This window comes from Pseudarthrobacter lactosi (genome assembly GCF_055412785.1).
In genome coordinates this window covers 46,989-68,956 of the sequence record NZ_JBVAYS010000006.1, presented here as the reverse complement: position 1 = coordinate 68,956, position 21,968 = coordinate 46,989, and the positions used below count along the sequence as shown (strand labels likewise).

The 21,968-nt window shown below is 64.5% G+C and carries 22 protein-coding genes; 11 read left to right on the top strand and 11 right to left on the bottom strand.

The annotated features are described in order from the left end of the window. Positions 1 to 69: 69 nt before the first annotated feature. Both ACZY0Q_RS19390 and ACZY0Q_RS19385 read left to right on the top strand, forming a co-directional pair. Positions 70 to 237 (top strand): hypothetical protein, encoded by a 168-nt coding sequence (locus ACZY0Q_RS19390; protein ID WP_463919279.1) that lies wholly within the window; start codon positions 70 to 72, stop codon positions 235 to 237. Between the two features lie 145 nt (positions 238 to 382). Then, on the top strand, positions 383 to 1,375 hold the full coding sequence (locus ACZY0Q_RS19385; protein ID WP_463919278.1) for a manganese catalase family protein: 993 nt from the start codon (positions 383 to 385) through the stop codon (positions 1,373 to 1,375). Between the two features lie 97 nt (positions 1,376 to 1,472). Here ACZY0Q_RS19385 and ACZY0Q_RS19380 read toward each other — a convergent pair whose 3' ends face one another. Beyond that, a complete protein-coding gene (locus tag ACZY0Q_RS19380; RefSeq protein ID WP_463919276.1) occupies positions 1,473 to 2,498 on the bottom strand; it encodes an NAD(P)-dependent alcohol dehydrogenase in 1,026 nt (341 codons plus the stop codon). A gap of 119 nt (positions 2,499 to 2,617) precedes the next feature. On the opposite strand from ACZY0Q_RS19380, the gene ACZY0Q_RS19375 reads away from it, so the two are divergent. Both ACZY0Q_RS19375 and ACZY0Q_RS19370 read left to right on the top strand, forming a co-directional pair. Continuing rightward, positions 2,618 to 3,349 (top strand): TetR/AcrR family transcriptional regulator C-terminal domain-containing protein, encoded by a 732-nt coding sequence (locus ACZY0Q_RS19375; protein WP_463919274.1) that lies wholly within the window; start codon positions 2,618 to 2,620, stop codon positions 3,347 to 3,349. Positions 3,350 to 3,444: 95 nt separating this feature from the next. After that, a complete protein-coding gene (locus tag ACZY0Q_RS19370; RefSeq protein WP_463919272.1) occupies positions 3,445 to 3,816 on the top strand; it encodes a VOC family protein in 372 nt (123 codons plus the stop codon). A 48-nt stretch (positions 3,817 to 3,864) separates the two neighbouring features. On the opposite strand, the gene ACZY0Q_RS19365 is transcribed toward ACZY0Q_RS19370, so the two are convergent. The 5 genes from ACZY0Q_RS19365 to speB all read right to left on the bottom strand — a co-directional run bounded on the left by ACZY0Q_RS19365 (position 3,865) and on the right by speB (position 9,886). Continuing rightward, positions 3,865 to 4,437, bottom strand: coding sequence for an MOSC domain-containing protein (locus ACZY0Q_RS19365; RefSeq protein WP_463919271.1), 573 nt, complete (start codon positions 4,435 to 4,437; stop codon positions 3,865 to 3,867). Positions 4,438 to 4,522: 85 nt separating this feature from the next. Further along, the gene (locus ACZY0Q_RS19360) at positions 4,523 to 5,818 is read right to left on the bottom strand and encodes a D-arabinono-1,4-lactone oxidase (RefSeq protein ID WP_463919269.1); all 1,296 of its coding nucleotides are present in this window, start codon (positions 5,816 to 5,818) and stop codon (positions 4,523 to 4,525) included. A gap of 28 nt (positions 5,819 to 5,846) precedes the next feature. Then, the gene (locus tag ACZY0Q_RS19355) at positions 5,847 to 7,349 is read right to left on the bottom strand and encodes an aminobutyraldehyde dehydrogenase (protein WP_463919268.1); all 1,503 of its coding nucleotides are present in this window, start codon (positions 7,347 to 7,349) and stop codon (positions 5,847 to 5,849) included. A gap of 102 nt (positions 7,350 to 7,451) precedes the next feature. Continuing rightward, the gene (locus ACZY0Q_RS19350; RefSeq protein ID WP_463919267.1) at positions 7,452 to 8,891 is read right to left on the bottom strand and encodes a purine-cytosine permease family protein; all 1,440 of its coding nucleotides are present in this window, start codon (positions 8,889 to 8,891) and stop codon (positions 7,452 to 7,454) included. Continuing rightward, positions 8,888 to 9,886 (bottom strand): agmatinase, encoded by a 999-nt coding sequence (speB, locus tag ACZY0Q_RS19345; RefSeq protein ID WP_463919266.1) that lies wholly within the window; start codon positions 9,884 to 9,886, stop codon positions 8,888 to 8,890. The genes ACZY0Q_RS19350 and speB overlap by 4 nt, the downstream gene beginning before the upstream one ends. Positions 9,887 to 10,107: 221 nt before the next feature. Here speB and ACZY0Q_RS19340 point away from each other — a divergent pair, with 221 nt between their 5' ends. After that, complete coding sequence (locus ACZY0Q_RS19340; protein ID WP_463919265.1) at positions 10,108 to 11,601, top strand: PucR family transcriptional regulator; 1,494 nt, start codon at positions 10,108 to 10,110, stop codon at positions 11,599 to 11,601. Between the two features lie 260 nt (positions 11,602 to 11,861). Here the strand turns inward: ACZY0Q_RS19340 and ACZY0Q_RS19335 are convergent, their stop codons facing one another. Next, positions 11,862 to 12,086: a hypothetical protein gene (locus ACZY0Q_RS19335; protein ID WP_463919263.1), complete on the bottom strand. Its 225-nt coding sequence runs from the start codon at positions 12,084 to 12,086 to the stop codon at positions 11,862 to 11,864. A 320-nt stretch (positions 12,087 to 12,406) separates the two neighbouring features. Here ACZY0Q_RS19335 and ACZY0Q_RS19330 point away from each other — a divergent pair, with 320 nt between their 5' ends. Continuing rightward, complete coding sequence (locus ACZY0Q_RS19330; RefSeq protein ID WP_463919262.1) at positions 12,407 to 13,183, top strand: alpha/beta fold hydrolase; 777 nt, start codon at positions 12,407 to 12,409, stop codon at positions 13,181 to 13,183. A gap of 165 nt (positions 13,184 to 13,348) precedes the next feature. Here the strand turns inward: ACZY0Q_RS19330 and ACZY0Q_RS19325 are convergent, their stop codons facing one another. Continuing rightward, on the bottom strand, positions 13,349 to 14,272 hold the full coding sequence (locus ACZY0Q_RS19325) for an AraC family transcriptional regulator (protein ID WP_463919260.1): 924 nt from the start codon (positions 14,270 to 14,272) through the stop codon (positions 13,349 to 13,351). Between the two features lie 273 nt (positions 14,273 to 14,545). On the opposite strand from ACZY0Q_RS19325, the gene ACZY0Q_RS19320 reads away from it, so the two are divergent. From ACZY0Q_RS19320 to ACZY0Q_RS19305, 4 genes are read left to right on the top strand one after another with little or no spacing between them, the layout of a single operon-like run. Next, positions 14,546 to 15,892 carry an ABC transporter substrate-binding protein gene (locus ACZY0Q_RS19320; protein WP_463919258.1) on the top strand — a complete coding sequence of 449 codons (1,347 nt, stop codon included), beginning with the start codon at positions 14,546 to 14,548 and terminating at the stop codon, positions 15,890 to 15,892. Positions 15,893 to 15,918: 26 nt separating this feature from the next. After that, on the top strand, positions 15,919 to 16,887 hold the full coding sequence (locus ACZY0Q_RS19315) for a carbohydrate ABC transporter permease (protein WP_463919256.1): 969 nt from the start codon (positions 15,919 to 15,921) through the stop codon (positions 16,885 to 16,887). Next, on the top strand, positions 16,884 to 17,813 hold the full coding sequence (locus tag ACZY0Q_RS19310; protein WP_463919254.1) for a carbohydrate ABC transporter permease: 930 nt from the start codon (positions 16,884 to 16,886) through the stop codon (positions 17,811 to 17,813). The genes ACZY0Q_RS19315 and ACZY0Q_RS19310 overlap by 4 nt, the downstream gene beginning before the upstream one ends. A gap of 54 nt (positions 17,814 to 17,867) precedes the next feature. Further along, positions 17,868 to 18,929, top strand: coding sequence for an NAD(P)-dependent alcohol dehydrogenase (locus ACZY0Q_RS19305; RefSeq protein WP_463919252.1), 1,062 nt, complete (start codon positions 17,868 to 17,870; stop codon positions 18,927 to 18,929). Between the two features lie 145 nt (positions 18,930 to 19,074). Here the strand turns inward: ACZY0Q_RS19305 and ACZY0Q_RS19300 are convergent, their stop codons facing one another. Further along, the gene (locus ACZY0Q_RS19300) at positions 19,075 to 19,452 is read right to left on the bottom strand and encodes a cupin domain-containing protein (protein ID WP_463919251.1); all 378 of its coding nucleotides are present in this window, start codon (positions 19,450 to 19,452) and stop codon (positions 19,075 to 19,077) included. A 77-nt stretch (positions 19,453 to 19,529) separates the two neighbouring features. On the opposite strand from ACZY0Q_RS19300, the gene ACZY0Q_RS19295 reads away from it, so the two are divergent. Beyond that, positions 19,530 to 20,630: a D-TA family PLP-dependent enzyme gene (locus ACZY0Q_RS19295; protein WP_463919249.1), complete on the top strand. Its 1,101-nt coding sequence runs from the start codon at positions 19,530 to 19,532 to the stop codon at positions 20,628 to 20,630. Between the two features lie 112 nt (positions 20,631 to 20,742). Here the strand turns inward: ACZY0Q_RS19295 and bcp are convergent, their stop codons facing one another. Beyond that, a complete protein-coding gene (gene bcp, locus ACZY0Q_RS19290) occupies positions 20,743 to 21,210 on the bottom strand; it encodes a thioredoxin-dependent thiol peroxidase (protein ID WP_463919247.1) in 468 nt (155 codons plus the stop codon). 83 nt (positions 21,211 to 21,293) lie between these two features. Next, on the bottom strand, positions 21,294 to 21,968 hold the full coding sequence (locus ACZY0Q_RS19285) for a winged helix-turn-helix domain-containing protein (protein ID WP_463919246.1): 675 nt from the start codon (positions 21,966 to 21,968) through the stop codon (positions 21,294 to 21,296).

Sequence of the window (21,968 nt, the reverse complement as noted above, 5' to 3'; positions counted from 1 at the left end):
AAAAGCGCTGATGGTCCTCACGATCACGGCCCACACCAGCACGCCCACGCCGCTCCAACAACGCAACAAATGCGGACCGTAGGCCAACGCCGCCGGGAGTCGGAGGAAAAATTGGAGCAGCACCTCCAGAAAGCCCTCCACAAAGAGGATCCGCACCCCGACGCGGTGCCTGAGGCCGAAGAGGCGGGCCCGGTGGATAGCGGGGACGTTGCCGCTGTCGACCACGACGACGATTGACCGCCGCAGCGCAGAGCTGCCGCAGACTGGCCTTCACCCATGCCCAAAATAATAAGTATGCTTGCCAATTATACTAAGCACGCTTATGGTAGTGCCGCGGACCGCAGACAACAGCCCGTCGTCATTTCAATAAGTGAGGAAGCCCATGTACCTGCATACACAGCTTTTGATCAACGAAATAGCCGCCGATGAGCCCGACCCCGCTGCAGCCAATGCGCTGCAGGAGGGTCTTGGCGGGCAGTTCGGCGAGATGCGCACCATGATGCAGTATCTGTTCCAGAGCATGAACTTCCGCGGCGATCCTGCCTCCAAGCCCTACAAGGACCTGCTCCAGGGCGTCGGCACTGAGGAGATCAGCCACGTCGAGCTCATCGGCACCACCATCTCCCAGCTCTTGGACGGATCTCCGCGGTACCAGGGCAAGAAAACCGACCCCGTGGATGAGCCGGGCGCCAAGGGGGCCACGCCCCTGAAAATAGCCTTGGACACCAGCAACATCCACCATTATCTGGTGGGCGCGCAGGGTGCGTTGCCGGTGGATGCCGCTGGCAATCCCTGGAGCGGATCCTACGTCTACAACAGCGGCAATCTGGTCCTGGACCTGCTCTACAACCTCATGCTGGAATCCACGGGCCGGCTGCAAAAGTGCCGGATTTACGAGATGACGGAAAACAAAACGGCGCGGTCCACCATCGCGTACCTCATTGTCCGGGACCAGGCTCACGAGAACGCCTTCGCCAAGGCGCTGGAAAGCCTGGGCGTGAACTGGGGCAAGGTGCTGCCGATTCCCAAGACCAACGCCGAACAGTTCCCCGAGGTCAAGAAGCTGCTGGACCTGGGGCTGCAGAGCATCCAGTACACGTTCAGCGCCGACAACCTCAGCGAGGCCGGAAAGCTCTACCGTGGTGCCTCGCCCTCCAATGACGGCACCGAGCTCAGCACCGACGTTGCGCCCGAAGGCTTCCCGATGACCATCTCGCCTGAACGCCGTGAGGAGTTCTCGCCAGGACTCGATCCTGACCTGCTCGCCCTGATCCAGGCCACCGCCGAGGTGGAGCTCAAGGAGACGGACAGCCCGAAAGAGACCAAGGCCAAGGCTCCCGCCAAGGCTCCGGCAAAGGCCGCAAAAAAGTCCTAAGCGCGGTTTCTGAACTGAGCAACGACGACGGCGGGACCTCCCGCCGTCGTCCGCTTGACGCTGTGCCGCCTCACTGGTTTGGCCGCTGTCCTTGAAGCTAACGGACGCGCAGGACCACGTTGCCCCGCTTGCGTCCAGTGTCCACAAAGCGGTGGGCCTCGACGACGTCGGCGAGGTTATAGGTCCGGTCGATGACAGCCCGGTACTTGCCTTCCTCCGCGAGGCCCACGAGGTACGCGACGTCGTCAGCGGTGTACGTGAGGTTCAGGCCGCCTAAAGTGACCAGCTTGCCGCTTCGGCGGCTCTGTCCGCGCGCGCCGAGCATGCCTTTGAGGTCGGCGATGACCAGGAGCAAGGCACCTCCCGGGGCGATGCTCCCTTGCACCCTCGCGAACGGGGCATTCCCCACACAGTCCATCACGACGTCGTACGTTGTGCCGTCTGCGGTGAAATCCGCCGCGGTGTAGTCGATGAAGCCGTCCGCGCCGAGTGATTCCACCAGTTCCCTGTTGGCGCCGCTGCTTACGGCGGTGACGTGGGCGCCGAGGTGCTTGGCGAGTTGGATGGCGGCCGTTCCTACCGCTCCCGAGGCGCCGTTGATAAGAACCGTGTCGCCGGCCTTGGCTGCCGCCAGACCCAGGAAGGTTTTCGCCGTGAGCCCGCCGAAGAGCAGCGTGACGGCCTCCTCAAAGCCCATGTTCCGCGGCTTGGCCGCGATGGGTCCATCCGCCCGAACGGACACGTACTCCGCGTGGCCGCCGAACCCTGCCCCGAGCATCGCAATGACCTCGTCGCCAGCCTGGAAAGCGGTCACGCCCTGGCCGACGGACTCCACAACGCCGGCCACGTCCATGCCGAGGACCCGGGTCCGCGGGCGGAAGACGCCGATGGCCAGGGCCGTCAATGCCACGAGTCCCTTGGGGACATTGCGGCTGCGGACGCGGTGGTCGGCGACGCTGACCGTGCTGGCCGTGACTTTGATGAGCACCTCTCCGGCGCGCGCTGATGGCTGGGGGATCTCCTCGATGCTGACCACGTCCGGCCCGCCGAACCGGCGGTAGGTCGCGGCTTTCATGGTCCGTGCTCCCGCGGCTGTTGCGGCCGCCGGCTGGATGGGGTTCATGGTGTGGCTCCTCGATTTCCATAAGGTGTACGCCGTACACCTTCCTGATGGGACTGACACTAGGTGTACTTAGTACACTTGTCAATGAAAGATGTTTACGCCGTCGGAAGCAGGGAACAGTGGCACAGCAGATTGCCGTGGAACGCCGGGCGCGGCTAAACCGGGATCGTGTGCTGCAGGCGGCCGTCTCCCTCGCCGACGAGGTGGGGATCGGCCCGCTGAGCATGCGCCGCCTCGCCCAGGAACTCGACGTGGTGCCCATGGCGCTGTACAAACACGTGGCCAACAAGGAGGAGCTCCTCGGCGGCATGGTGGACGTGATCATCGGTGAGATTGACCCTCCCGCTGCCGGTGCTGACTGGAAGAGCGCTGTGCGGCTGAGGGTACTCTCCGCGAGGCGGGTGCTCCAGCGCCACCAGTGGGCAAGGCGTGTCTTGGAAACCCGCACCAACCCGACCCCCGCCGTCCTTGGCTACATAGACTCGTTCATCGGCATGTTCTTCGCCGGAGGCTTCTCCGTAGACCTCACCCACCACGTGATGCATGCCATCGGAAGCCGGATGTGGGGCTTCACGCAGGAACTGTTCGACTCCACGGCCACTTCAGAGGGCGACGCTCCCGCTGCGGTGGCACCGGAAGTCCAGGCCGCCATGTTCCAGGAAATGTCCGCCAGCTACCCGAACGTCCTGCAAGTGGCGACTGCTGCCAGCCATGATGACGGCTCGGTAGTCGGCAGCGGCTGCGACGACCAGTTCGAGTTTGAGTTCGCCTTGGACCTCCTCCTCGACGGCATCGAACGGCTGCACCAGCGGGACTGGACGTCCAGAGGTGCACGGCTGGAGCAGGGATAAAACGCAAGCGGACGACGGCGGGACCTCCCGCCGTCGTCCGCTTTGCGCCTGTGGGTATCATCGGAACACCCGGCCCTTTGAGAGTGGAGTTACCCATGCAGCTCGGCGCTTTTTCGATCAGCCTCACTGTCAAGGACATCGCGGAGTCTGCTGCGTTCTACGAGAAACTGGGCTTCACGAGTTTCGGCGGCGACATCACCCAGAACTGGCTGATCCTCAAGAACGGCGAGACCGTTATTGGCCTCTTCCAAGGGATGTTCGAGAAGAACATGCTGACGTTCAACCCGGGCTGGAGCCAGAACGCCGAAGCGCTGGATTCCTTCACCGATGTGCGCGAGCTCCAGCGGGAACTCAAAGCCGCAGGCACGGAATTCGTTGCCGAGGCCGATGAAGCTACAACCGGGCCGGGGAGCTTTATCGTTGTGGATCCGGACGGCAACCCGGTGCTGGTGGATCAGCACGTCTGACTAACCACACGCTGCCGCCCCACCCGTGATGGATCAGGCGGCGTTTAGTTAGGGCAGCCGCGACGCCCGCAACAACGTGGCCTCGCCGGCCCGTTCGGGCTCCAGCAGCACGGGGCTGACCAATACGGCCGGCCCTCGGTGCAGGACGCCGTCGAAAATTACCCGGCACCGCACGCCGCCGCGCCCGCGCATTGCCTTGTGGGCGCCCGGGGCGAGCATCTCATCCATCCAGACGCAGGGGTGGGCTGGCCGCCCGGCCGTGAGCCGCACCAGGTCTCCTTGGGATTCCAGGGCAAAGTCGTGTCCCAGCAACGGAGCGAGGTGGGCCCCGCGGAGCACAACGTTGCGCCTGGTCAGGAGCGGGTCAAGCGGTGCCGTTCCCAGCTCCGCAGCGATGGCTTCAAGGGACTCGATCGCGAACAGAGTGACCGCGGCGTCCATGTGCGCGGCCTTGCCGAAGAACCGGTCGCCGACGATACCTTTGCCCGCCACGAGTTCCGCATGCTGGGCATCCGTGGTGGGGACATCCGCGGCGCCCTCGCGGGCGCGGCCGAAATAGGCGTGCGCCGGCGACACCAGCAGATGCAGGACCTCCACGGCGTACCGATAGCTTTCCGTCATGCCACCAAACTACCCCTGGCAGCGGTCCGGCAGACGAGAATAGCTGACGGCCGCCAGTTCAAGGGCATACGCCGGGATTGCTGATTCAGCCTACAAGGGCACGGGTGTGGTCGTTAAGGAATATTCCGCGGGGGTCGAAATCCCGGCGTATCTGGATGAAGGTGTCAAGCTCCGGGTAGAGACGCTCCAAGCGGCTCCTGGTCATGAAGTGGATCTTTCCCCAGTGCGCACGTGGCTCGAATTCCTGCAGCAGCGCATCAGCATCCCGGAAGAACGGCCAGTAGTCAGTTCCGGGCTCGGTTGTCAGGGTGATCACGGTTGTATCCCGTCCCTGGAACTGGGACATGTAACCTTCATCGGCTTTCACCCATCGGACCTCAACGGGGTACTTCTGAGCTGAATGCTTGGTGCGGATCAGATCTTGGACAGCCTCGACAGCCGCCAGGCCGTGCTCGCTGGGAACGAAGTACTCGAGTTCATGGAACGGGGTGGTGAATCCGCCCGGGTAGATGCGGTACGACCGGTCCAGCCGCGCGCCCTCTGTGCGCGAAATCTCACGCTCGTCCTGGACCTGGGCGATGTTGTACCGCTTGGTGTAACTGCGGTTCGCCATGCTCTGGCCGGGCGCTCCGGGAAGGTCCAGGAGTTCGCAGGAACTGTCTTCCGGGCACCAGAGGAACGAGTAGTGCCTGTTCGCATCGATGTCGCTCTGCCATGTTGCCGCGGTCTCTGACCAGGTGGGATACGTAATCTCTTCCTGCAGGTAATAGCGGTCCTCGACTGCCAGCTCGACCTCCAGAAAAACTCCGAGCGTACCCAGAGCGACCTGGGCCGCCCTGAGTTCGCGGAGCTGCCCTTCGCCGATTTCGACGATTTCGCCGTAGCCGTTGATCAGCTTGACCCAGCGAAGGCTTGACGAAAAGCTGCCCAGGTCCTTGCCGGAGCCGTGTGTGCTGGTTGAGAGTGCTCCAGCGATCTGCTGCTTGTCGATGTCGCCCTGGTTGCCCAGCGCCAGCCCCTTCTCCCACAGTGGATCGCCAAAGGCCCTGATGGTGGTGCCGGCCAGAGCCCTTGCGCGACGCCGCGCAGGGTCGGTTCCCGTGATGGCCGAGAGTGACGACATGTCCATCAGGACGCCGCCCGTCTGAACCAGCGGCGAGGACGAATGTCCTGAGCCAACGGCACGCACTGGGAGGCCTTCGCGGATGGCAAACCGAACGGCGTCGAGCGCTTCCTGTTCAGTCCGCGGCCGCACGGTGAAAGCTGGCGTGGCGCTCTGGTTTCCGCCCCAGTTGGTCCACGTTACGTCCGTCCCGAAGGGAGCGGACGGGGTTGCGGCGTGCGCCGAAGTCGCGTTGTTGGGAAGGTTCGTAGTGGTCATTGCTGAGCTCCGATGGTGGTCTGAACGCTCATGCGCTGTGATTGATCATGACGTGCTTGGTCCGGGAGTAATCGTCCAAGGCGTAGAGCGAGAGGTCGCGACCGTAGCCGGATCCCTTGAATCCGCCCCACGGTACCTCGCAAGCCAACACCAAGTGTGAATTGACCCAGACGGTGCCGAAATCGAGCTGCTTTGGAACCCTGAGCGAGAGGTTTGAGTCCCGGGTCCATACCGAGGCGGACAGGCCGTAGGGGCTCTCGTTTGCCCGGGTGACGGCCTCTTCAGTGGAACTGAAGGTCTCGACCGTGACGACGGGACCAAAGATTTCGTGGGTTGCTATATGTGCCCCGGCCGGAACGTGGCTGATCACTGTGGGCTCGATGAAGAAGCCCGGGCCTTCCAGGGCCGAACCACCGATGGCCAAGTTCAGGCCAGCAGCTTTGGCCTCGGCCAGCGATTCCTGCACGCGTTCGAAGTGCGGACGCGAAATCATGGGACCGATTTCCACGTCGTCGCCTGCCTCTGGAGCCCCGACGACCAGCGTGCTGACTTCGCGCACCAGGTGCTCGGTGAACTCCTCAGCCACTGACTCGTGCACGAGGACGCGGCAGGCAGCGCCACAGTCCTGACCGGCATTCCAGAAGCCGGCATTTCGTACCCCAGCGGCGGCCGCGCGGAGGTCGGCGTCGGGAAAGACAACAACCGGAGCCTTGCCGCCGAGTTCCAGATGGACGCGTTTGACCGACTTGGACGCGGTCTCCGCAACGGCCTGTCCGCTGATGACACTCCCTGTCAAGGCGACGAGGGCAACATCAGGATGTTCGGCGAGCCGCTGTCCGACGGTTCGGCCTTGTCCCGTCACGACGTTGAGAATCCCATCGGGAATGCGTCCGGCCACGAGTTCTGCGAGCTTCAGCGTGGACAGCGGCGTCTGCTCGGAAGGCTTCAGGACGATGCTGTTTCCTGCAGCCAGGATGGGCGCGATCTTCCAAGCGGCCATCAGCAGCGGGTAGTTCCACGGGGTGATGACGCCGACGACGCCCACCGGTTCCCGGAGGATAACCGAAGTGTGCCCGGTTGCGTAGTCACCACCGGCCATGGACGTCAGCGTGCGGGATGCTCCGGCCATAAAACGGAAAGTATCAATAGTGCTTGAGACATCGTCCTCCGCGACGGTTCGCGGTTTTCCGGTGTTGGCTGACTCGATGGTTTCGAAGGCTTCTCGGTTGGCTTCGATGATGTTGGCGATCAGGTTCAGTACCTCGGAGCGTTCCTTTGGCGTGGTGGCGCCCCAGGACTTCTGGGCCGCCACTGCGGCTTCAACAGCAATATCAACGTCTGCAGCTGTGCCGGCCTGCACGGACGCGATGACCTGCTCCGTGGTGGGGTCTACTACGTCGATGAGGTCGGTGGAGGAACCTGGAACAAAGGATCCGCCAATGAAGTGTCCGCTGGGTGGCAAAAGGCCGGCCGGGCTGTGATCTACGGGGGAGCGTCGGACAGTGAACTGTCCGGTGTCAGTGAGTGTCATGATGTTTCGCCTTTGCTTTCTGCGCCGGTCGCGGCGTCGGGAGTGTATTCAGGGACCGGGCGGTTGGCCCGTGGTGGGAGCGGGCCGTTAGCCCGCGGTGCGTCAAATCAGTTCAGTTGCGAGTGCGGAGGTCTGAAAGGGGGCGGCGTCCGATTTCTTCCGGAAAACCCGGGCCGCGAAGTAGTAGAGGGGGGCAACAACCACAAGGCCGACGATCCACGAGATATCCACGCCGCCCATGGCTGCCGCGAGTGGGCCCGTGTAGATCGCTGTTGCGGAGAAGGGAACCTGAATCAGGGCGCCGGCAACGTAGGAACCGATCGCTACCCAGTTGAACTTTCCGTACACTCCACCGTCGCGCTTGAAGAAGTCTTCTACCTTGTAGTCGCCGTGCCGGAGGAGGTAGTAGTCCACCAGGTTGATGGCCGTCCAGGGAACCAGCACGTACATCAGGAAGGAAAGGAAGTTCGTGTAGAAGAGAATGAAATTGTCGCGGGCAAACAGGGCGATGGACACTGCGATAACGAAGAGGATGATCGCCGCAACGCTTCGGGTCTTGGCGCGGGGCAACCAGTTCGGCTTGAACGTCTGGCCGATGGTGAGGGTGCAGAGGACGCCGCAGTAGAGGTTCATAGCGTTCGATGCCGCGACCCCCAAGCAGAAGATTCCGACGATGATCAGGGTCCAGGGCTGGAGCAGGGCGCCCAGGCTGCCGACAATTTCGACGTCGCCGGAGCTCATGGTCACGGCCAGCGTGCCCACCAGTGCGCCGAGGATCATCGGGAAAAGGGTGCCCAGGACGCAGCCTGAGTAGGAGGCCCAGAATGCCGGGGCCGAGCCGGTGCCCTGGGGCATGTAGCGGGAGTAGTCCGAGACGTAGGGGGCGTAGGCCAGCTGCCACAGGGCTGAGACGGAGATGGTGCCCATGAAGCCCACCCAGTTGAAGTTGCCCTGGTCCAGGAAACTGGCCGGCAATCCGTGGACCAGCAGGATCCAGACGAAGGCCAGCAGCAGTGCCAAACCGGCCGCGATGCTCAGGATGCGGGCGTAGGCGTGGATGAGCCGGTATCCGAAAATCGTGGCAATAACGCTGACGACGCCGATGATGATGATGCCGGCGTCGACGCTGATGCCCGGGCTGACCGCGGCCATCGCTTCGCCGCCGAAGACCAGGTTTGCGGCGAAGAAACCGACGTACATGACCACCACGATGACCACGATCAACAGTGCCCCGAAGGAGCCGAATTGGCCGCGGGTCTGGATCATCTGCGCCACGCCCAGTTGCGGGCCCTGGGCGGAATGCAGCGCCATGAAGATGCCGCCGACAACATTGCCGATGATGATGCCCACGAGGGCGGGCACAAAGCCGAGGCCGAACACCGTGGTGGCGAGTCCGCCGGTCACGATGGTCATGATCATGATGTTGGAACCGAACCAGATGGTGAAGAGGTCCCGGGCTTTGCCGTGGCGCTCGTTCGCCGGGATGGGCTGGATGGTCTTGTCTTCCAGTCGGGGAACCTCACTGGTGGGCGCGGTGCTCATGATGCGGTCCGGGATGCCGAAGCCAGTTCACGAACAGCGGTGGCCTTGCCACGGTTCACCATCAGCGCGAGAAGGTCGAAGACCAGGGTGGCCGCGGCGACGGTGGTGATATCAGCGTGGTCGTACGCCGGGGCGACTTCCACGACGTCGGCGCCCACGATGTTGATGCCGTTCAGTCCACGGAGCAGCGCCAGGAGTTCACGGGAGTGGAGCCCGCCCATTTCGGGGGTGCCGGTGCCCGGCGCGTAGGCCGGGTCCAGGACGTCGATGTCGATGGAGACGTAGACCGGGGTGTCGCCGAGCCGCTCCTTGACCTGCGCGATGGCTGCCGGGACGCCGATGACGTCAAGGTCCGAGCAGCGGATGATCTGGAAACCGAATTCGTGGTCGCGGAGGAAGTCGTTGCGGTCGTAGACAGGCCCGCGGATGCCGACGTGCATGGAATGGTCCTCCACCAGGAGGCCTTCCTCGAATGCTCGCCGGAAGATGGTTCCGTGGGTGACCGGCTGGTCGAAGTAGGTGTCCCACGTGTCCAAGTGGGCGTCGAAGTGGAGCAGGGCCACCGGGCCGTGTACCTTGTTCAGTGCCCGCAGCAGCGGAAGGGCGATGGTGTGGTCGCCACCGATCGCGATGAGCCGTTTGTCCTCACTGATCAGGGGCAGTGCCTGCTCTTCAATTTCGCGGACTGCCCGTGTGATGTCGTAAGGCGTGCAGGCGATGTCGCCGGCGTCCACAACCTGGGCTTCGTAGACAGGCTCAACATCCAGTTCGGGGTGGTATCCGGGACGCAGAAGCCGGGAGGCTTCGCGGACTGCGGCAGGACCGAAACGGGCGCCGGGCCGGAAGGAGGTTCCGCCGTCGAACGGTACGCCGACGATCGCAATGTCGTAGTCCGGCACGCGGTCGATTTGGGGAAGCCTGGCGAAGGTGCCGAGGCCTGCATACCGGGGGACTTTTGTTGCGTCGACGGGGCCGATGGGCTTGTGCGTTGTCATGCCGGGATCCTTCGGTTGCTGTGCCGCCGGGCTGTGACGCTGGCGGCATTCGGTGGGAGGTGCGGGTCGCTCGCCGTTGAGCGGGAAGTACGTACTCCAATTCTTGGTGACGCGCATCACGGCGTATAGCGGTAGATTGACTACAAATGGCCGAGGCTCTTATACATATGTCTAAGAGCCTCTAAGTGGGCCGGAAACCAAGGATGTGGGAGCGCAATTCCATGGCAATTACCGTGGCTGAGCTCGTGGCGGAACCCCAGCTGGGACTCACGCTGCTGGCCGGATCCGCAGGCAGCGGCAACCGGATCACGTGGGCCCACACGTCTGATTTGCCGAGGCTGTGGGAATGGGTCACTGGCGGCGAGCTGATGATGACCAACGGCCTGTCCATCCCGGCCGAAGCTGCCGGGCAGGTTGCGCTCGCCGAGGCGCTGGTGGATGCGGGCGCCAGTGCCCTGGCCATCGGCGAGAAGATGCACGCACCAGAGCTGTTGCCAGAGTTCCTGGCGGTTTGTGAGAGGCTGCCGCTGCCGCTGATCAACGTGCCGTATCCACTGCCCTTCATCGCCATTGCGCGAACGGTGGCTGAATCCTCCCTGTTGGAGGAATCGCGGCGCCTGCGCCAGACCGCCCGGATTTACGACCTGCTCCGCACTGCCGGAACATCCGAGGACCACTTGCACGGCCTTCTTCTGGGCCTCGCTGCTGAGCTCGATGCAGATCTGTTCGTCGTGGACCGGCGGTGCCTTCATCCGTGGCATCCGGACGGCCAGCCGCTGCCGGATTTCCTGCAGGCGGAATTGGCCCCGCTGACAGGGCGAATATCCTTGGCCGGGAAGAAGTTCCAGTGGCATCGGCTGCGGGACAGGCACGTGCTGATGATGGATATCCCCACGCACGCCAACGCGCTCCTGGTGGTGTTCCCCAACGGCGATCCGCACCCGGACGCCGTCGTGATTCTGCATGCGGCAACGGTGTTGGGGCTGGAACTTTCACGAAAAGTCCTGTCCCTGGAAAACCGGCACCGCCTGGCGAGCGAATTCCTGTTGCAGGCGGTCGACGGCCGCCTGGGAACGGCGGAACTGGAGAGCCGGCTCACGGCTTTTGATGTTCCGGCTCAGGATTTCCTGGTGGTTTCAATGTCGGCCGACGACGGCGAGCGGCTGGGGGACGTCCACGTCGAACTGTGGCGACACGGCTTTCCGGCCGCTTGCCTGCGGCGCTTCAACACACTTCATGTGGCGGTGTCCGCTGCAGTGACGGACGATATTCTGATCCACTGCGCGGGTGCCGAGGTCCGGATCGGCATCAGCTCGCCGACGTCTGCGCCCGGGATCCAGCGGGCGTTGCAGGAGTCGCTGTGGGCGCTCGGCTCAGCAAAGGGCAATGCCAAGAATCTGGCCCGGTACGCCGAGGGTGCCTCGTGGCTGGGGCTCACGAGCTTCGAGGAAGGGACCGCGTTGGTAGAGCGGCTGCTGGGTCCGATCTTCGCCTACGAGCGGAGCCGGGAAGGCGACCTCATCGTGACGTTGAGGACCTACCTGGACACGCAGAGATCGTGGCAAAAGACCGCCGCGGCGCTCTTTGCCCACCGGCAAACCGTCATCTACAGAATCCGAAAAATCAGCGAATTAACGGGCTTGGACATGACCGAAACGTCCACATTGGCTCAGCTTTGGTTTGCGCTTCAAATCCATGAGGCGATGCATAAGTAGGCCGCTCATCGGGTATCTGCGCTGGCGGCTCCTACGAGTGCGGGCGACGACGTCCAGGGTTTGGTTCAGCAGCCGTTGCCCGGGCCGGGGCTGCCAGGCGGCTTCGATGAGGAGCCCTCGCTAAGTTTCATCACCGGTGTCTCCGGAAGGGCCATGCTGCGATTACGGCGACCTTCAGCTCGTCCGCGCTGAGGGGGAACGGCCGCCAACGCAAACGGACGACGGCGGGAGGTCCCCGCCGTCGTCCGCTCGCCTTACTGCTACGCGGTCAGATCGCGCCTTTCGTGTGTCTGCCCGTACGGGACATCGCGGCTGACTGCGACGGTGTAACTGGTGTAGGTGTGCTGTGTGACCAGGATGCCGTGGCGGCTTTCCACCATGGCGTGTTCGCGGGCCATTTCCACGGCGGTGTTGAGGTCGTTTTCGACGGTGTCAGGATCGTGGGCTGTGATTGCCAGGACAAGGTCAGAGTGGCGCTTGATCATGGTGGTCTCTTTCTCGGCGGGATCCCGGGACTCTGGGTGGGCGCGGCTTCCGGGACCGGGTGCACCCGGGGAGGAGGAAAGCGGTGGTTCCAGAGGGGTTGCCCGGCATCTCTGATGGGGCGGTGGCCGGCCGAATTGTCCGGCGGGCTGGGATCGGCGGAAGCATTTGTTCCTGCGGATCTGTAGCCAGTGTGCCTGAAGCGGTGGCCCCGGGGCAATGGGTAGGCAGATGAATTCTGGGAGCCTCAGTCCGGGCCCTGCACCACAGCGCGCTGACCGCGCGTAAAGATGCTGACCGGGCGTAAAGATAGAGTGTCACGGTGAAGATTGCCCTGGCTCCCGACGGCGCCAAGCTGGCGTGGGCCGAAGAGGGCAGCGGCGAGCCGCTGCTCCTGATTGCCGGCCAGGCAACCGCCATGGACGGCTGGGGACCAACGGCGGAGGCTCTGGCTGAGCATTTCCACGTCATCCGCTTCGACCACCGCGGGATCGGCGGGAGCAGCAACGGCGACGCCGGCCGCTACACCACGCGCCTGCTTGCCGCCGACGCGACGGCTGTCCTGAATGCCGCGGGGGTGGACAGGGCGCACGTCTACGGCCACTCCATGGGCGGGCGGGTGGCCCAATGGCTCGCCATCGACCACCCCCAGAGGGTTCGCGCGCTTATCCTCGCCGCCACAAGCGGAGGAAAACTGGCCGGAGCCGGGCCCGCCAAGGACGCCATGGAAGCCCTCGTCAGCGGTGACATGGCGCGCCTCGAGCCCCTGTTCTTCGCGCCGGAATGGGCCGCGGACCACCCCGACGCAACACGCGTCTTCTTCAACTCGCGGGCAACCGCCTGGGCCAAAGCACGCCACTTCCGCGCCAGCCGGGACCACGACGCGTGGAGCCGGCTCGGCTCCATCGAATCTCCCACGCTCATCCTCCATGGCACCGATGACGCGCTGACACCTCTACCCAACGCCGTCCAGCTGCGCCGGCACATCCACCGCTCCACGCTGGTCATGGTCCCCGGCGCCGGCCACGGCCTCCACCTGGACCGGCCGGAAACCATGCCGTGGATCCGGCAGTTCATCGCGGCTAAAGCACCCCGTTAAGACAGAAGCGGACGACGGCGGGAGGTCCCGCCGTCGTCCGCTCCGCAGCGGTGCGCGGATTCACGAGCTAAAGATTTCCTTGGCTACCGTGATGGCGGACATCGCTTTGGGCCACCCCGCGTAGAAGGCCAGATGGATGACGGTTCAGTTCACGCCGGATCCGGGTCAGCCCTGCATTCGTTGGCGGTAGCTCCGCGGCGTCTCGCCGGCGTCGTTGAGGAAATGCCGGTTGAAGTTGGACAGGTTCGAAAACCCGACTTCGTAGCAAATGTCGGAGATGGGTTTGTCGCTGCGCTCAAGCAGTCGCCGTGCATGGGCCAGACGGAGTTTGCGGACCAGATCACTGAAGTTCTGGCCGGTGGCCCGCTTGAAGTATTTGGAGAAGGTTGGCTCGGACATTCCCACCAGGGCCGCAGCCTCGGACATCTTGACGCTGCCAGCGTGATTGCCGAACACGTACTCCAGGACGATGTCCACCACAGCCGCGGCCTGTCCGTCCAGCTGCGGCCTGAACCATTCGTCCGCAAGGTAGCGCCGGTCCTCCAGTGGTGAACGCGCAAGAATGGCGAACAGTTCCAGCAGGTGATGCAGCCGTCCTAACCCGGTGGACGTACCCATCGCTTCGATGGATGCCGCCGCATCCCGTGCCGTGCGTCCGAGGAACTCGATCCCGCGGGCGGACTGTTCCAGCAGGGGCTCGATCTCGGCCAGTTCCGGAACCAGGGCCGCGGTCTGCTCCACCCACTTTCCGTCGAACTGGATCAGGGCGTCCCTTCCTTCAATGACCTCGCCGGGCTCGAGGTCGCTTACCCAGTCGTGGGGAAGTCCTGATCCCACCAGGGACACGTGCCCGGCCTCGAACGTGCCGATGTGGTCTCCGACGATGAACTTGCCGGTGCCCTTCCTGATCAGGTGGATCTCGTACTCAGGATGGTAGTTCCACCGGGCCGCCGCGGTGGGATAGTCATGCTCATGCCACCGGACAGAATGGTTCGGGTCCGCCGGGATGACCTCCCTGCTGGCCCGCATACCCAGCAGCCTTTCGGCGAGCCTGGCCGATGCCCCATCGCTGGGATCTGCAGCGCTCATAGTGGTTCTCCAGGCATCCGGGTTCATGAAATATGGACAGCGCCGCTGGCGCCTTCCCACAGTAGCGCCTGCGCCCGGAAAGCCGGTAGGGAAAATTAGTATCAGAAACTGGCATCCAGGGCGCTAGTTGTGCCCTACCCCACACGCCTAAAGTTGAGGAATACCAGCCCGGCACATCGAAATCCCGATGACCGGACAGCCCCAGCCGAGTACGTCGATACCGCAGTCGACGCGAGCCGGTTGTGCACCCCCTGAAGAACAAAGGAGTCCTCAATGCGCCCAAAAACGCGCGCTGCCGCGATTGCCGCCGGTGCCCTGTGTGTGGCCCTTAGCGCCTCGGCCTGTGCCGGCGCCGGCGGTGGCAATTCCGCCGGAGACCCCAACAGCATCAACGTCCTGATGGTGAACAACCCCCAGATGGAGGACCTGCAGCGGCTCACCGCGGATAATTTCACCAAGGAGACCGGCATCAAGGTCAACTACACGATCCTGCCGGAGAACGACGTCCGGGCCAAGATCAGCCAGGAGTTCTCCAGCCAGGCCGGCCAGTACGACGTAGCCTCGCTGTCCAACTACGAGATCCCGTTCTACTCCGCCAACGGCTGGCTCGCGCCGCTGGACAACGTGGCCACCGACGCCGGGTTTGACCAGGACGACATCCTGCCGGCCTACACGGCCTCCCTCACCGGCGAGGACGGCAAGCTCTACGGCGAACCGTTCTACGGCGAGTCCTCCTTCCTGATGTACCGGAAGGACATCCTGGAGTCCAAGGGCCTGACCATGCCGGCGAAACCCACCTGGGACGAGGTTGCGGCAATAGCTGCGCAGGCCGACGGCGCTGCTCCGGGTATGAAGGGAATCTGCCTTCGCGGCCAGCCGGGGTGGGGGCAGGTCTTCGCACCGCTGACCACCGTGGTGAACACCTACGGCGGCACCTGGTTCGATAAGGACTGGAACGCCCAGGTCAACTCCCCGGAGTTCACCGCCGCCGTCGAGTTCTACACCAAACTGGTCCGGGAGCACGGTGAGGCAGGCGCCGCGCAGGCCGGCTTCACCGAGTGCCTGAACAACATGAGCCAGAGCAAAGTGGCCATGTGGTACGACGCCACGTCGGCCGCCGGCGCCCTCGAAGCCGAAGCGTCACCCGTGAAGGGGAAGATCGGCTACGCGCAGGCCCCGGTCAAGGAAACCAAATCTTCCGGCTGGCTGTGGACCTGGTCCTGGGCCATGCAGGCCGCCTCCAAGAAGCAGGACGCCGCCGCTAAGTTCATCGCGTGGGCCAGCTCGAAGGACTACGAAGAGCTCGTGGCCTCAAAGCTCGGGTGGGCCAAGGTTCCCTCCGGCAAACGCATCTCCACCTACGAGAACGCCGATTTCCAGAAGGCGGCGCCTTTCTTCGAGGCTGAACGCTTCGCGATTGAGAACGCCGACCCGAAGAACCCCGGCGCCCAGGCACGTCCCGCCGTCGGCATCCAGTTTGTGGGCATTCCCGAGTTCGCTGCCCTGGGCACCAACGTCTCCCAGGGAGTCAGCTCCGCCATCGCAGGCCAGGGCACCGTGGCCTACGCACTGGCCAAAGGCCAGGAAGCCGCCCAAAAAATCGGCAATAAGTACAAGTAGCAATGACCGAACAGCAGGAGAATCTCATGACTACCGCAACGGCGCGCATCTCCCGCCCGGGACACCAAGCAGCCAAACCTCAAAGAGACACCCGGTCGCGGGAACGCGCCCTGGCCTGGGCCCGGCGCGCACCGCTGCTTCCCGCTCTGATCTTTCTCATTCTCGTCACGCAGCTTCCGTTTGTAGTGACGCTGATCATCTCGTTCCTGAACTGGAACAGCCTGAGCCCTGACAAGACGGCATTCGCCGGTGTGGAAAACTACGTCACGGTCCTCACCGACCCGGACCTGCGCCAGGCCATCTTCACCACCGTCCTCCTCACCGTCTCGGTGGTCCTGGCCAGCCTGGTCGTCGGGCTGGGCCTGGCCCTGCTGCTGGACAAGAAGTTCATCGGCCGCGGACTGGCACGGACGCTGCTGATCGCACCGTTCCTGGTGGTACCGGTGGCCGCGGCCCTCATCTGGAAGCACGCCCTGCTCAACCCCACCTACGGGCTGATCAACGGCATCCTGACCTGGCTCTGGTCCCTCTTCGGCAGCACCACAGCGCCCCAGCTGGACCTCCTGTCCCAGGCCCCGATGATGGCCATCATTGTGTCCCTGGTCTGGCAGTGGACGCCTTTCATGATGCTCATCCTGCTAGCGGGCCTGCAGTCCCGGCCCATGGACACCGTGGAGGCCGCCCAGATGGACGGCGCCACGCCGTGGGCGATCTTCCGCCATCTGACCCTGCCGCACCTGCGCCAGTACTTGGAGCTGGGCGGCCTGCTCGGGGCGATCTACATTGTGCAGAACTTCGACGCCGTCTTCACCCTCACCGCAGGCGGCCTGGGCACCGCTAACCTGCCCTACGCCATCTACCAGACGTTCTACTTCGCCAACGAATACGGCCTGGCGTCCGCCGCCGGCGTCGTGGTGGTCATCGGCACCATCGTCGTAGCCACTTTTGCCCTCCGCACCGTCTTTTCGCTCTTCAAGAAGGAGGCAGCACGATGAGCACGCTCACTCCCGCCGCACCACGCAAGTCGGGCCTTGCCCGTTCAACATCACCCGCCGCACGCGCCGCCGGACCACTCCGGCGCGGCAAATCACGTATGGACCCTACCCGCAACAACACGGCCGCGGGCCTGGCGGCCTGGCTCCTCGCCCTGCTGTTCGCCGCCCCTGTGATGTGGATGATCCTCACGTCCTTCCACTCAGAGACGGACGCAGCCACCAACCCGCCGTCCATCGCTGCGAACCTCACCCTGGACGCGTACCGGGAGTTCTTCGGCGAAACGTCCGGCGTCAGCCCGTGGCCGTCGCTGATCAACTCCGCCACTGCCTCGATCCTGTCCACGGTCCTCGTTCTGGTCCTGGCCATCCCTGCGGCCTATGCCCTGTCCATCCGGCCGGTGAAGAAGTGGACCGACGTGATGTTCTTCTTCCTCTCCACGAAAATGATGCCGGTGGTGGCCGCGATCCTGCCGCTCTACCTCTTCGCTCGGACCGTCGGAGCCCTGGACAACATCTGGTTCCTGATCCTGATATACACGTCCATGAACCTCCCGATCGCGGTCTGGATGATGCGGTCATTCCTTGCTGAAGTGCCGGTTGAAATGCTCGAAGCCGCCCAGATCGATGGCGCCGGGCTGCTCCTCACGCTTCGCAAGGTGGTGGCACCTGTCGCGATGCCCGGCATCGCCGCGACCGCCCTGATCTGCTTTATCTTCAGCTGGAACGAACTGCTCCTGGCCAGGGTCCTCACCGGCGTGGTGGCAGGCACCGCGCCTGTCTTCCTGACCGGCTTCGTCTCAGGCCAGGGCCTGTTCCTGGCCAAGGTCTGCGCGGCCGCCGTCGTGATCTCGCTTCCGGTGCTGTTCGCCGGCTTCGCCGCCCAGGACAAGCTCGTTCAGGGCCTCTCCCTCGGCGCCGTGAAATAAACGCCGCACGGCACCCGGCACTCCACTTCCGAATTCCCGAAAAGGACCACTCCGATGACAACACCCACTGCCCAATCCACCACCCTGGCCCCCGCCGAACTGCCAGCCACGATGCGCGCCTCCGTCCTGAAGCGCCAGGGCGACATGGCCATGGAAACCCTGCCCCTTCCTCTGCTCGACGTCGACCAGGTCCTGGTGCAGGTGGCCGCCGTCGGCGTCTGCGGCAGCGACGTCCACTACTACGAGCACGGCCGGATCGGCGACTACGTGGTGGACCACCCGCTGGTCCTGGGCCACGAACTCTCTGGCCGGATCGCCGCCGTCGGAAGCGCCGTTGACCCCGCCCGCATCGGCAACCGCGTCGCCGTCGAACCCCAGCGCCCGTGCCGCACCTGCAAGCAGTGCAAGGCGGGCCGCTACAACCTGTGCCCGGACATCGAGTTCTACGCCACCCCGCCCGTGGACGGTGCCTTCGCCGAATACGTCACCATCCAGTCCGACTTTGCCTACGACATCCCGGACAGCGTCAGCGACGAGGCCGCTGCCCTCATCGAGCCGCTCTCCGTGGGCCTCTGGGCCTGCGAGCGTGCCGGGATCAGGCCGGGCAGCCGGGTCTTGATCGCCGGCGCCGGGCCGATCGGCATCATCGCCGCGCAGGCCGCCCGGGCGTTCGGCGCCACCGAAATCTACATCAGCGACATCGCCGAGGACCGGCTCGCGTTCGCCCTCGAACACGGCGCAACGCACGCGCTGAACGCCAGGACGGACACTGTGGAAGGGCTCGACGTCGACGCGTTCATTGACGCTTCCGGCGCACCGCAGGCGGTCCGTTCAGGAATCAAGGCCGTCGGGCCGGCCGGCAAGGTCATCCTCGTCGGTTTGGGGGCGGACGACGTCGAGCTTCCTGTCTCGTTCATCCAGAACCGGGAAATCTGGCTCTCCGGCGTGTTCCGCTACACCAACACCTGGCCGCTGGCGATCCAACTGATCGCCGATGGAAAGGTGGACCTGGACATCCTCGTGACCGGAAGGTTCACCCTTGCCGAATCCGAAGAAGCCCTGAAAGCCGGCAAACAGCCCGGCCAGCTCAAAGCCGTCGTCTACCCGGGCCGTTGACCATGATCACCGTCTGCTCCCGGCCGGGGGCAAACCCGCCCCGCTCGGCCGAACTCGGCCCGCTGTCTGTTCCGTTGCGGACCCAGTTAGGGCACTAAGGAAAGCGGACGACGGCGGGAGGTCCCGCTGTCGCGCGTCCGCTCGGCTAGGGCCCCAAGTGTCCGTTCGCGCCGGGTTCCGGGGCGGGGCGGACAACAACGAGCATGCTGCAGCCGGCTACGCTGAGGTAAGGTCCGTGACGCATGCCGGGCGGACGGCACGCGTACATGCCGGCGGTAAAGGTCTTCCCAAGGGTCACGTCGGTGAGTTCGCCTGAGAGAAGCATGACTTCCTCCCAGTAGTCGTGGACGATCACGCCGCTGGCTATGGTGTTGGCCCCGGGCTCATAGCGTTGGAGCAGGGTCGAATCTCCGCTAAGAGGATCCGCAGCGAGGATCTGTTCCCAAATTCCGGGGTCGGCGTCGCCGTTTGCCTTCTGCCAGTCAACGAGCGGTTCATGGAACTCCAGTTCTGGTTTGCGCATTGCATCTCCTGCAGTCCCCACCGACGGACAGTTTTGTATACATAGAGTATGCGAGGGGGTCCGCATAAAGTGTAAGGATGACCATCCCAGAGGAAATCGACACACCTGAGATCATCATCGACCGGGACGTGCTCCAGCGAAATATCGACCGCATGGCAACGACGGTCCGGGCCAAGGGCCTGCACCTTCGGCCACACGTCAAGACGCACAAAGTGCCCGAAATAGCGGAAATGCAGCTGGCAGCCGGAGCCGTGGGGCTGACAGTGGCCACCCTCGGAGAGGCCGAAGTCTTTGCAGAACACGGTGCCACAGACATCTTCATCGCGTATCCGCTCTGGGTCGGTCCCCGGCAGGCTGAACGGCTCCGGCGCCTTGCAACAGAAGCCAGGATCGCCGTCGGCCTGGACTCGCGGGAAGCAGCCGAAACCATGGCCGCGTCACTGGGCGACGCCGTCGGTCAGATTGAAGTGGTGCTGGAGATCGACAGCGGCCATCACCGCAGCGGGATAGCACCAGACGCCGTCGTCGAGGTCGCCCAGGCCGCAGCGCGGGGTGGGCTGCGCGTCACGGGAGTCTTCACGTTTCCAGGCCACAGCTATGCACCGGGCATGCCGTTGAAGGCTATGGACGAGGAACGGCTGGCCCTCGGCGAAGCAGCCAGCCTGCTCACCGCGGCTGGTTTCCCCATCACCCACCGCAGCGGCGGGTCCACACCCACCGCCACCCTCACCGCCGGCGACTCCGGGGCCACGGAAGTCCGGCCCGGCGTGTACGTTTTCGGAGATGCCCAACAGCTGGAACTGGAACGCTGTGCGGTCGAAGACATCGCACTGACCGTCGCGGCAACAGTCGTCAGCCGCCATGAAGGCACCGACCTCATACCTCGAAGGGTCATCCTGGACTCCGGCAGCAAGATCCTCGGCGGGGACCGGCCCGGCTGGACCACGGGATTCGGACGGCTCCTGGACCACCCGGAAGCCCGAATCACCGCACTGTCAGAACACCACGCCACCGTTGTATGGCCGGAAGAAGCAACGCTGCCCGCTCTCGGAGACCGGCTGCGTGTGGTGCCCAATCATGTCTGCATCGCCATGAACCTCGTCGACGACGTCACCGTGGTCAGCGGCGGCGAAATCGTGGACCGCTGGCACGTAGCCGCACGCGGACGAAACAAATAGTCCCCAAAGAGCAGCTACGACGGCGGGAGGTCCCGCCGTCGTGCGGCCGCTCGCTTAGGGCCCCAAGTGTCCGTTCGGGCAGGGCCCCAAGTGTCCGTTCGCGCAGGGTTCCTTAGAGGCCGAGCTCTGCCTTGAGCGCTGCGACGTGGCCCTGGGCGTTGATCTGGTACTGGGTGAGCGTGACCTTGCCTTCGGCGTCGAGCACCACGGTGGAACGGACCAGGCCGTCAACCACTTCGCCGTTCACCAGCTTCTCGCCCCAGGCGCCGTAGGCCAGCGCCACAGCGTGGTCCTCGTCGGAGAGCAGCGGGAACGTCAGGGCGAAGTCGCCGGTGAAAGCCGCCAGCTTCTCAGGCGCGTCGGGGGAGATGCCCAGGACCTCGTATCCCGAGGACTGCAGGCTGGCGAGGTTGTCGCGGAAGTCGCAGGCCTCGGTAGTGCAGCCGGGGGTGGCGGCTTTTGGGTAGAAGTAGACAATGACGTTGCGTCCGCGGTAATCGGAGAGGGAGACCTTGTGGCCTTCGGCGTTGAGCAGGGCGAACTCGGGGGCCTGGGTTCCGGCGAGGAGTTTCTGGGTCATGTTTCGATCCTTGGCTTGTGGGGGCAACGGCTTGGGGGCAATCGCCGAGGGCGGCGATCAAATCTATGGGTGCAACGGGCTGACTAGATGCAGTATTCCGCGGGTCCGCGGACTGTGCTGCCCGGGCCGGGCACAAACTGGTAGCCACCCCCGCGCACCGTGGCGATGGCGTGGCGGGCCGAGCCCAGCTTGCGCCGGACACGGCCAACATACACGTCGATGGAGCGGAACGCCGCACCGGGGCAGTCCAGGGACTCAAGGACGCGTTGCAGTTCTTCACGCTTAATCGGCCGCGACTGATTCTCCACGAGGTACCGCAGGAGGCTGAATTCCATGAACGTCAGGCTGACCGGGACACCGTCCAGCAGGACGGTGTCCGCAGCCAGATCCACAGCCACGACGCTGCGCCGCCCGGCCAGGGAGACCGGCGCGGCGACTGGCGAGGCGACGGCGGCGGACGCGTCTGAACCTTCGACGCCGGCGGGTCCGTTTTCGGTGCCGGTCCACAGCTGGATTTCGGCTTCCGGAGCGAGCTGCCGGGCACGGGCCAGGACCGCTTGGGCGGCCCGGGCCCAGACTGACGGGTCGATATCCTGGCCTTCACCAGGCTGCAGCCAAACTGCCAGACCGCGCGGCTGCAGCCGCGGCTGAAGCCCTGGCTGGAGGCCGGGACGGGCGCCCGGCCGGGCGCCCGGACTCAATTCGGAACGGGCGCCGGCGCGCGGCCGCGGGTACGGGGCATGGACGTTGACGGCCAT

Bases quoted from the DNA above. Each gene is read 5' to 3' on its own strand.
- ACZY0Q_RS19390 (WP_463919279.1), top strand. From the start codon at position 70: ATGCGGACCGTAGGCCAACGCCGCCGGGAGTCGGAGGAAAAATTGGAG.
- ACZY0Q_RS19385 (WP_463919278.1), top strand. From the start codon at position 383: ATGTACCTGCATACACAGCTTTTGATCAACGAAATAGCCGCCGATGAG.
- ACZY0Q_RS19380 (WP_463919276.1), bottom strand. From the start codon at position 2,498: ATGAACCCCATCCAGCCGGCGGCCGCAACAGCCGCGGGAGCACGGACC.
- ACZY0Q_RS19370 (WP_463919272.1), top strand. From the start codon at position 3,445: ATGCAGCTCGGCGCTTTTTCGATCAGCCTCACTGTCAAGGACATCGCG.
- ACZY0Q_RS19365 (WP_463919271.1), bottom strand. From the start codon at position 4,437: ATGACGGAAAGCTATCGGTACGCCGTGGAGGTCCTGCATCTGCTGGTG.
- ACZY0Q_RS19360 (WP_463919269.1), bottom strand. From the start codon at position 5,818: ATGACCACTACGAACCTTCCCAACAACGCGACTTCGGCGCACGCCGCA.
- ACZY0Q_RS19355 (WP_463919268.1), bottom strand. From the start codon at position 7,349: ATGACACTCACTGACACCGGACAGTTCACTGTCCGACGCTCCCCCGTA.
- ACZY0Q_RS19350 (WP_463919267.1), bottom strand. From the start codon at position 8,891: ATGAGCACCGCGCCCACCAGTGAGGTTCCCCGACTGGAAGACAAGACC.
- speB (WP_463919266.1), bottom strand. From the start codon at position 9,886: ATGACAACGCACAAGCCCATCGGCCCCGTCGACGCAACAAAAGTCCCC.
- ACZY0Q_RS19340 (WP_463919265.1), top strand. From the start codon at position 10,108: ATGGCAATTACCGTGGCTGAGCTCGTGGCGGAACCCCAGCTGGGACTC.
- ACZY0Q_RS19335 (WP_463919263.1), bottom strand. From the start codon at position 12,086: ATGATCAAGCGCCACTCTGACCTTGTCCTGGCAATCACAGCCCACGAT.
- ACZY0Q_RS19325 (WP_463919260.1), bottom strand. From the start codon at position 14,272: ATGAGCGCTGCAGATCCCAGCGATGGGGCATCGGCCAGGCTCGCCGAA.
- ACZY0Q_RS19320 (WP_463919258.1), top strand. From the start codon at position 14,546: ATGCGCCCAAAAACGCGCGCTGCCGCGATTGCCGCCGGTGCCCTGTGT.
- ACZY0Q_RS19315 (WP_463919256.1), top strand. From the start codon at position 15,919: ATGACTACCGCAACGGCGCGCATCTCCCGCCCGGGACACCAAGCAGCC.
- ACZY0Q_RS19310 (WP_463919254.1), top strand. From the start codon at position 16,884: ATGAGCACGCTCACTCCCGCCGCACCACGCAAGTCGGGCCTTGCCCGT.
- ACZY0Q_RS19305 (WP_463919252.1), top strand. From the start codon at position 17,868: ATGACAACACCCACTGCCCAATCCACCACCCTGGCCCCCGCCGAACTG.
- ACZY0Q_RS19300 (WP_463919251.1), bottom strand. From the start codon at position 19,452: ATGCGCAAACCAGAACTGGAGTTCCATGAACCGCTCGTTGACTGGCAG.
- ACZY0Q_RS19295 (WP_463919249.1), top strand. From the start codon at position 19,530: ATGACCATCCCAGAGGAAATCGACACACCTGAGATCATCATCGACCGG.
- bcp (WP_463919247.1), bottom strand. From the start codon at position 21,210: ATGACCCAGAAACTCCTCGCCGGAACCCAGGCCCCCGAGTTCGCCCTG.
- ACZY0Q_RS19285 (WP_463919246.1), bottom strand. From the start codon at position 21,968: ATGGCCGTCAACGTCCATGCCCCGTACCCGCGGCCGCGCGCCGGCGCC.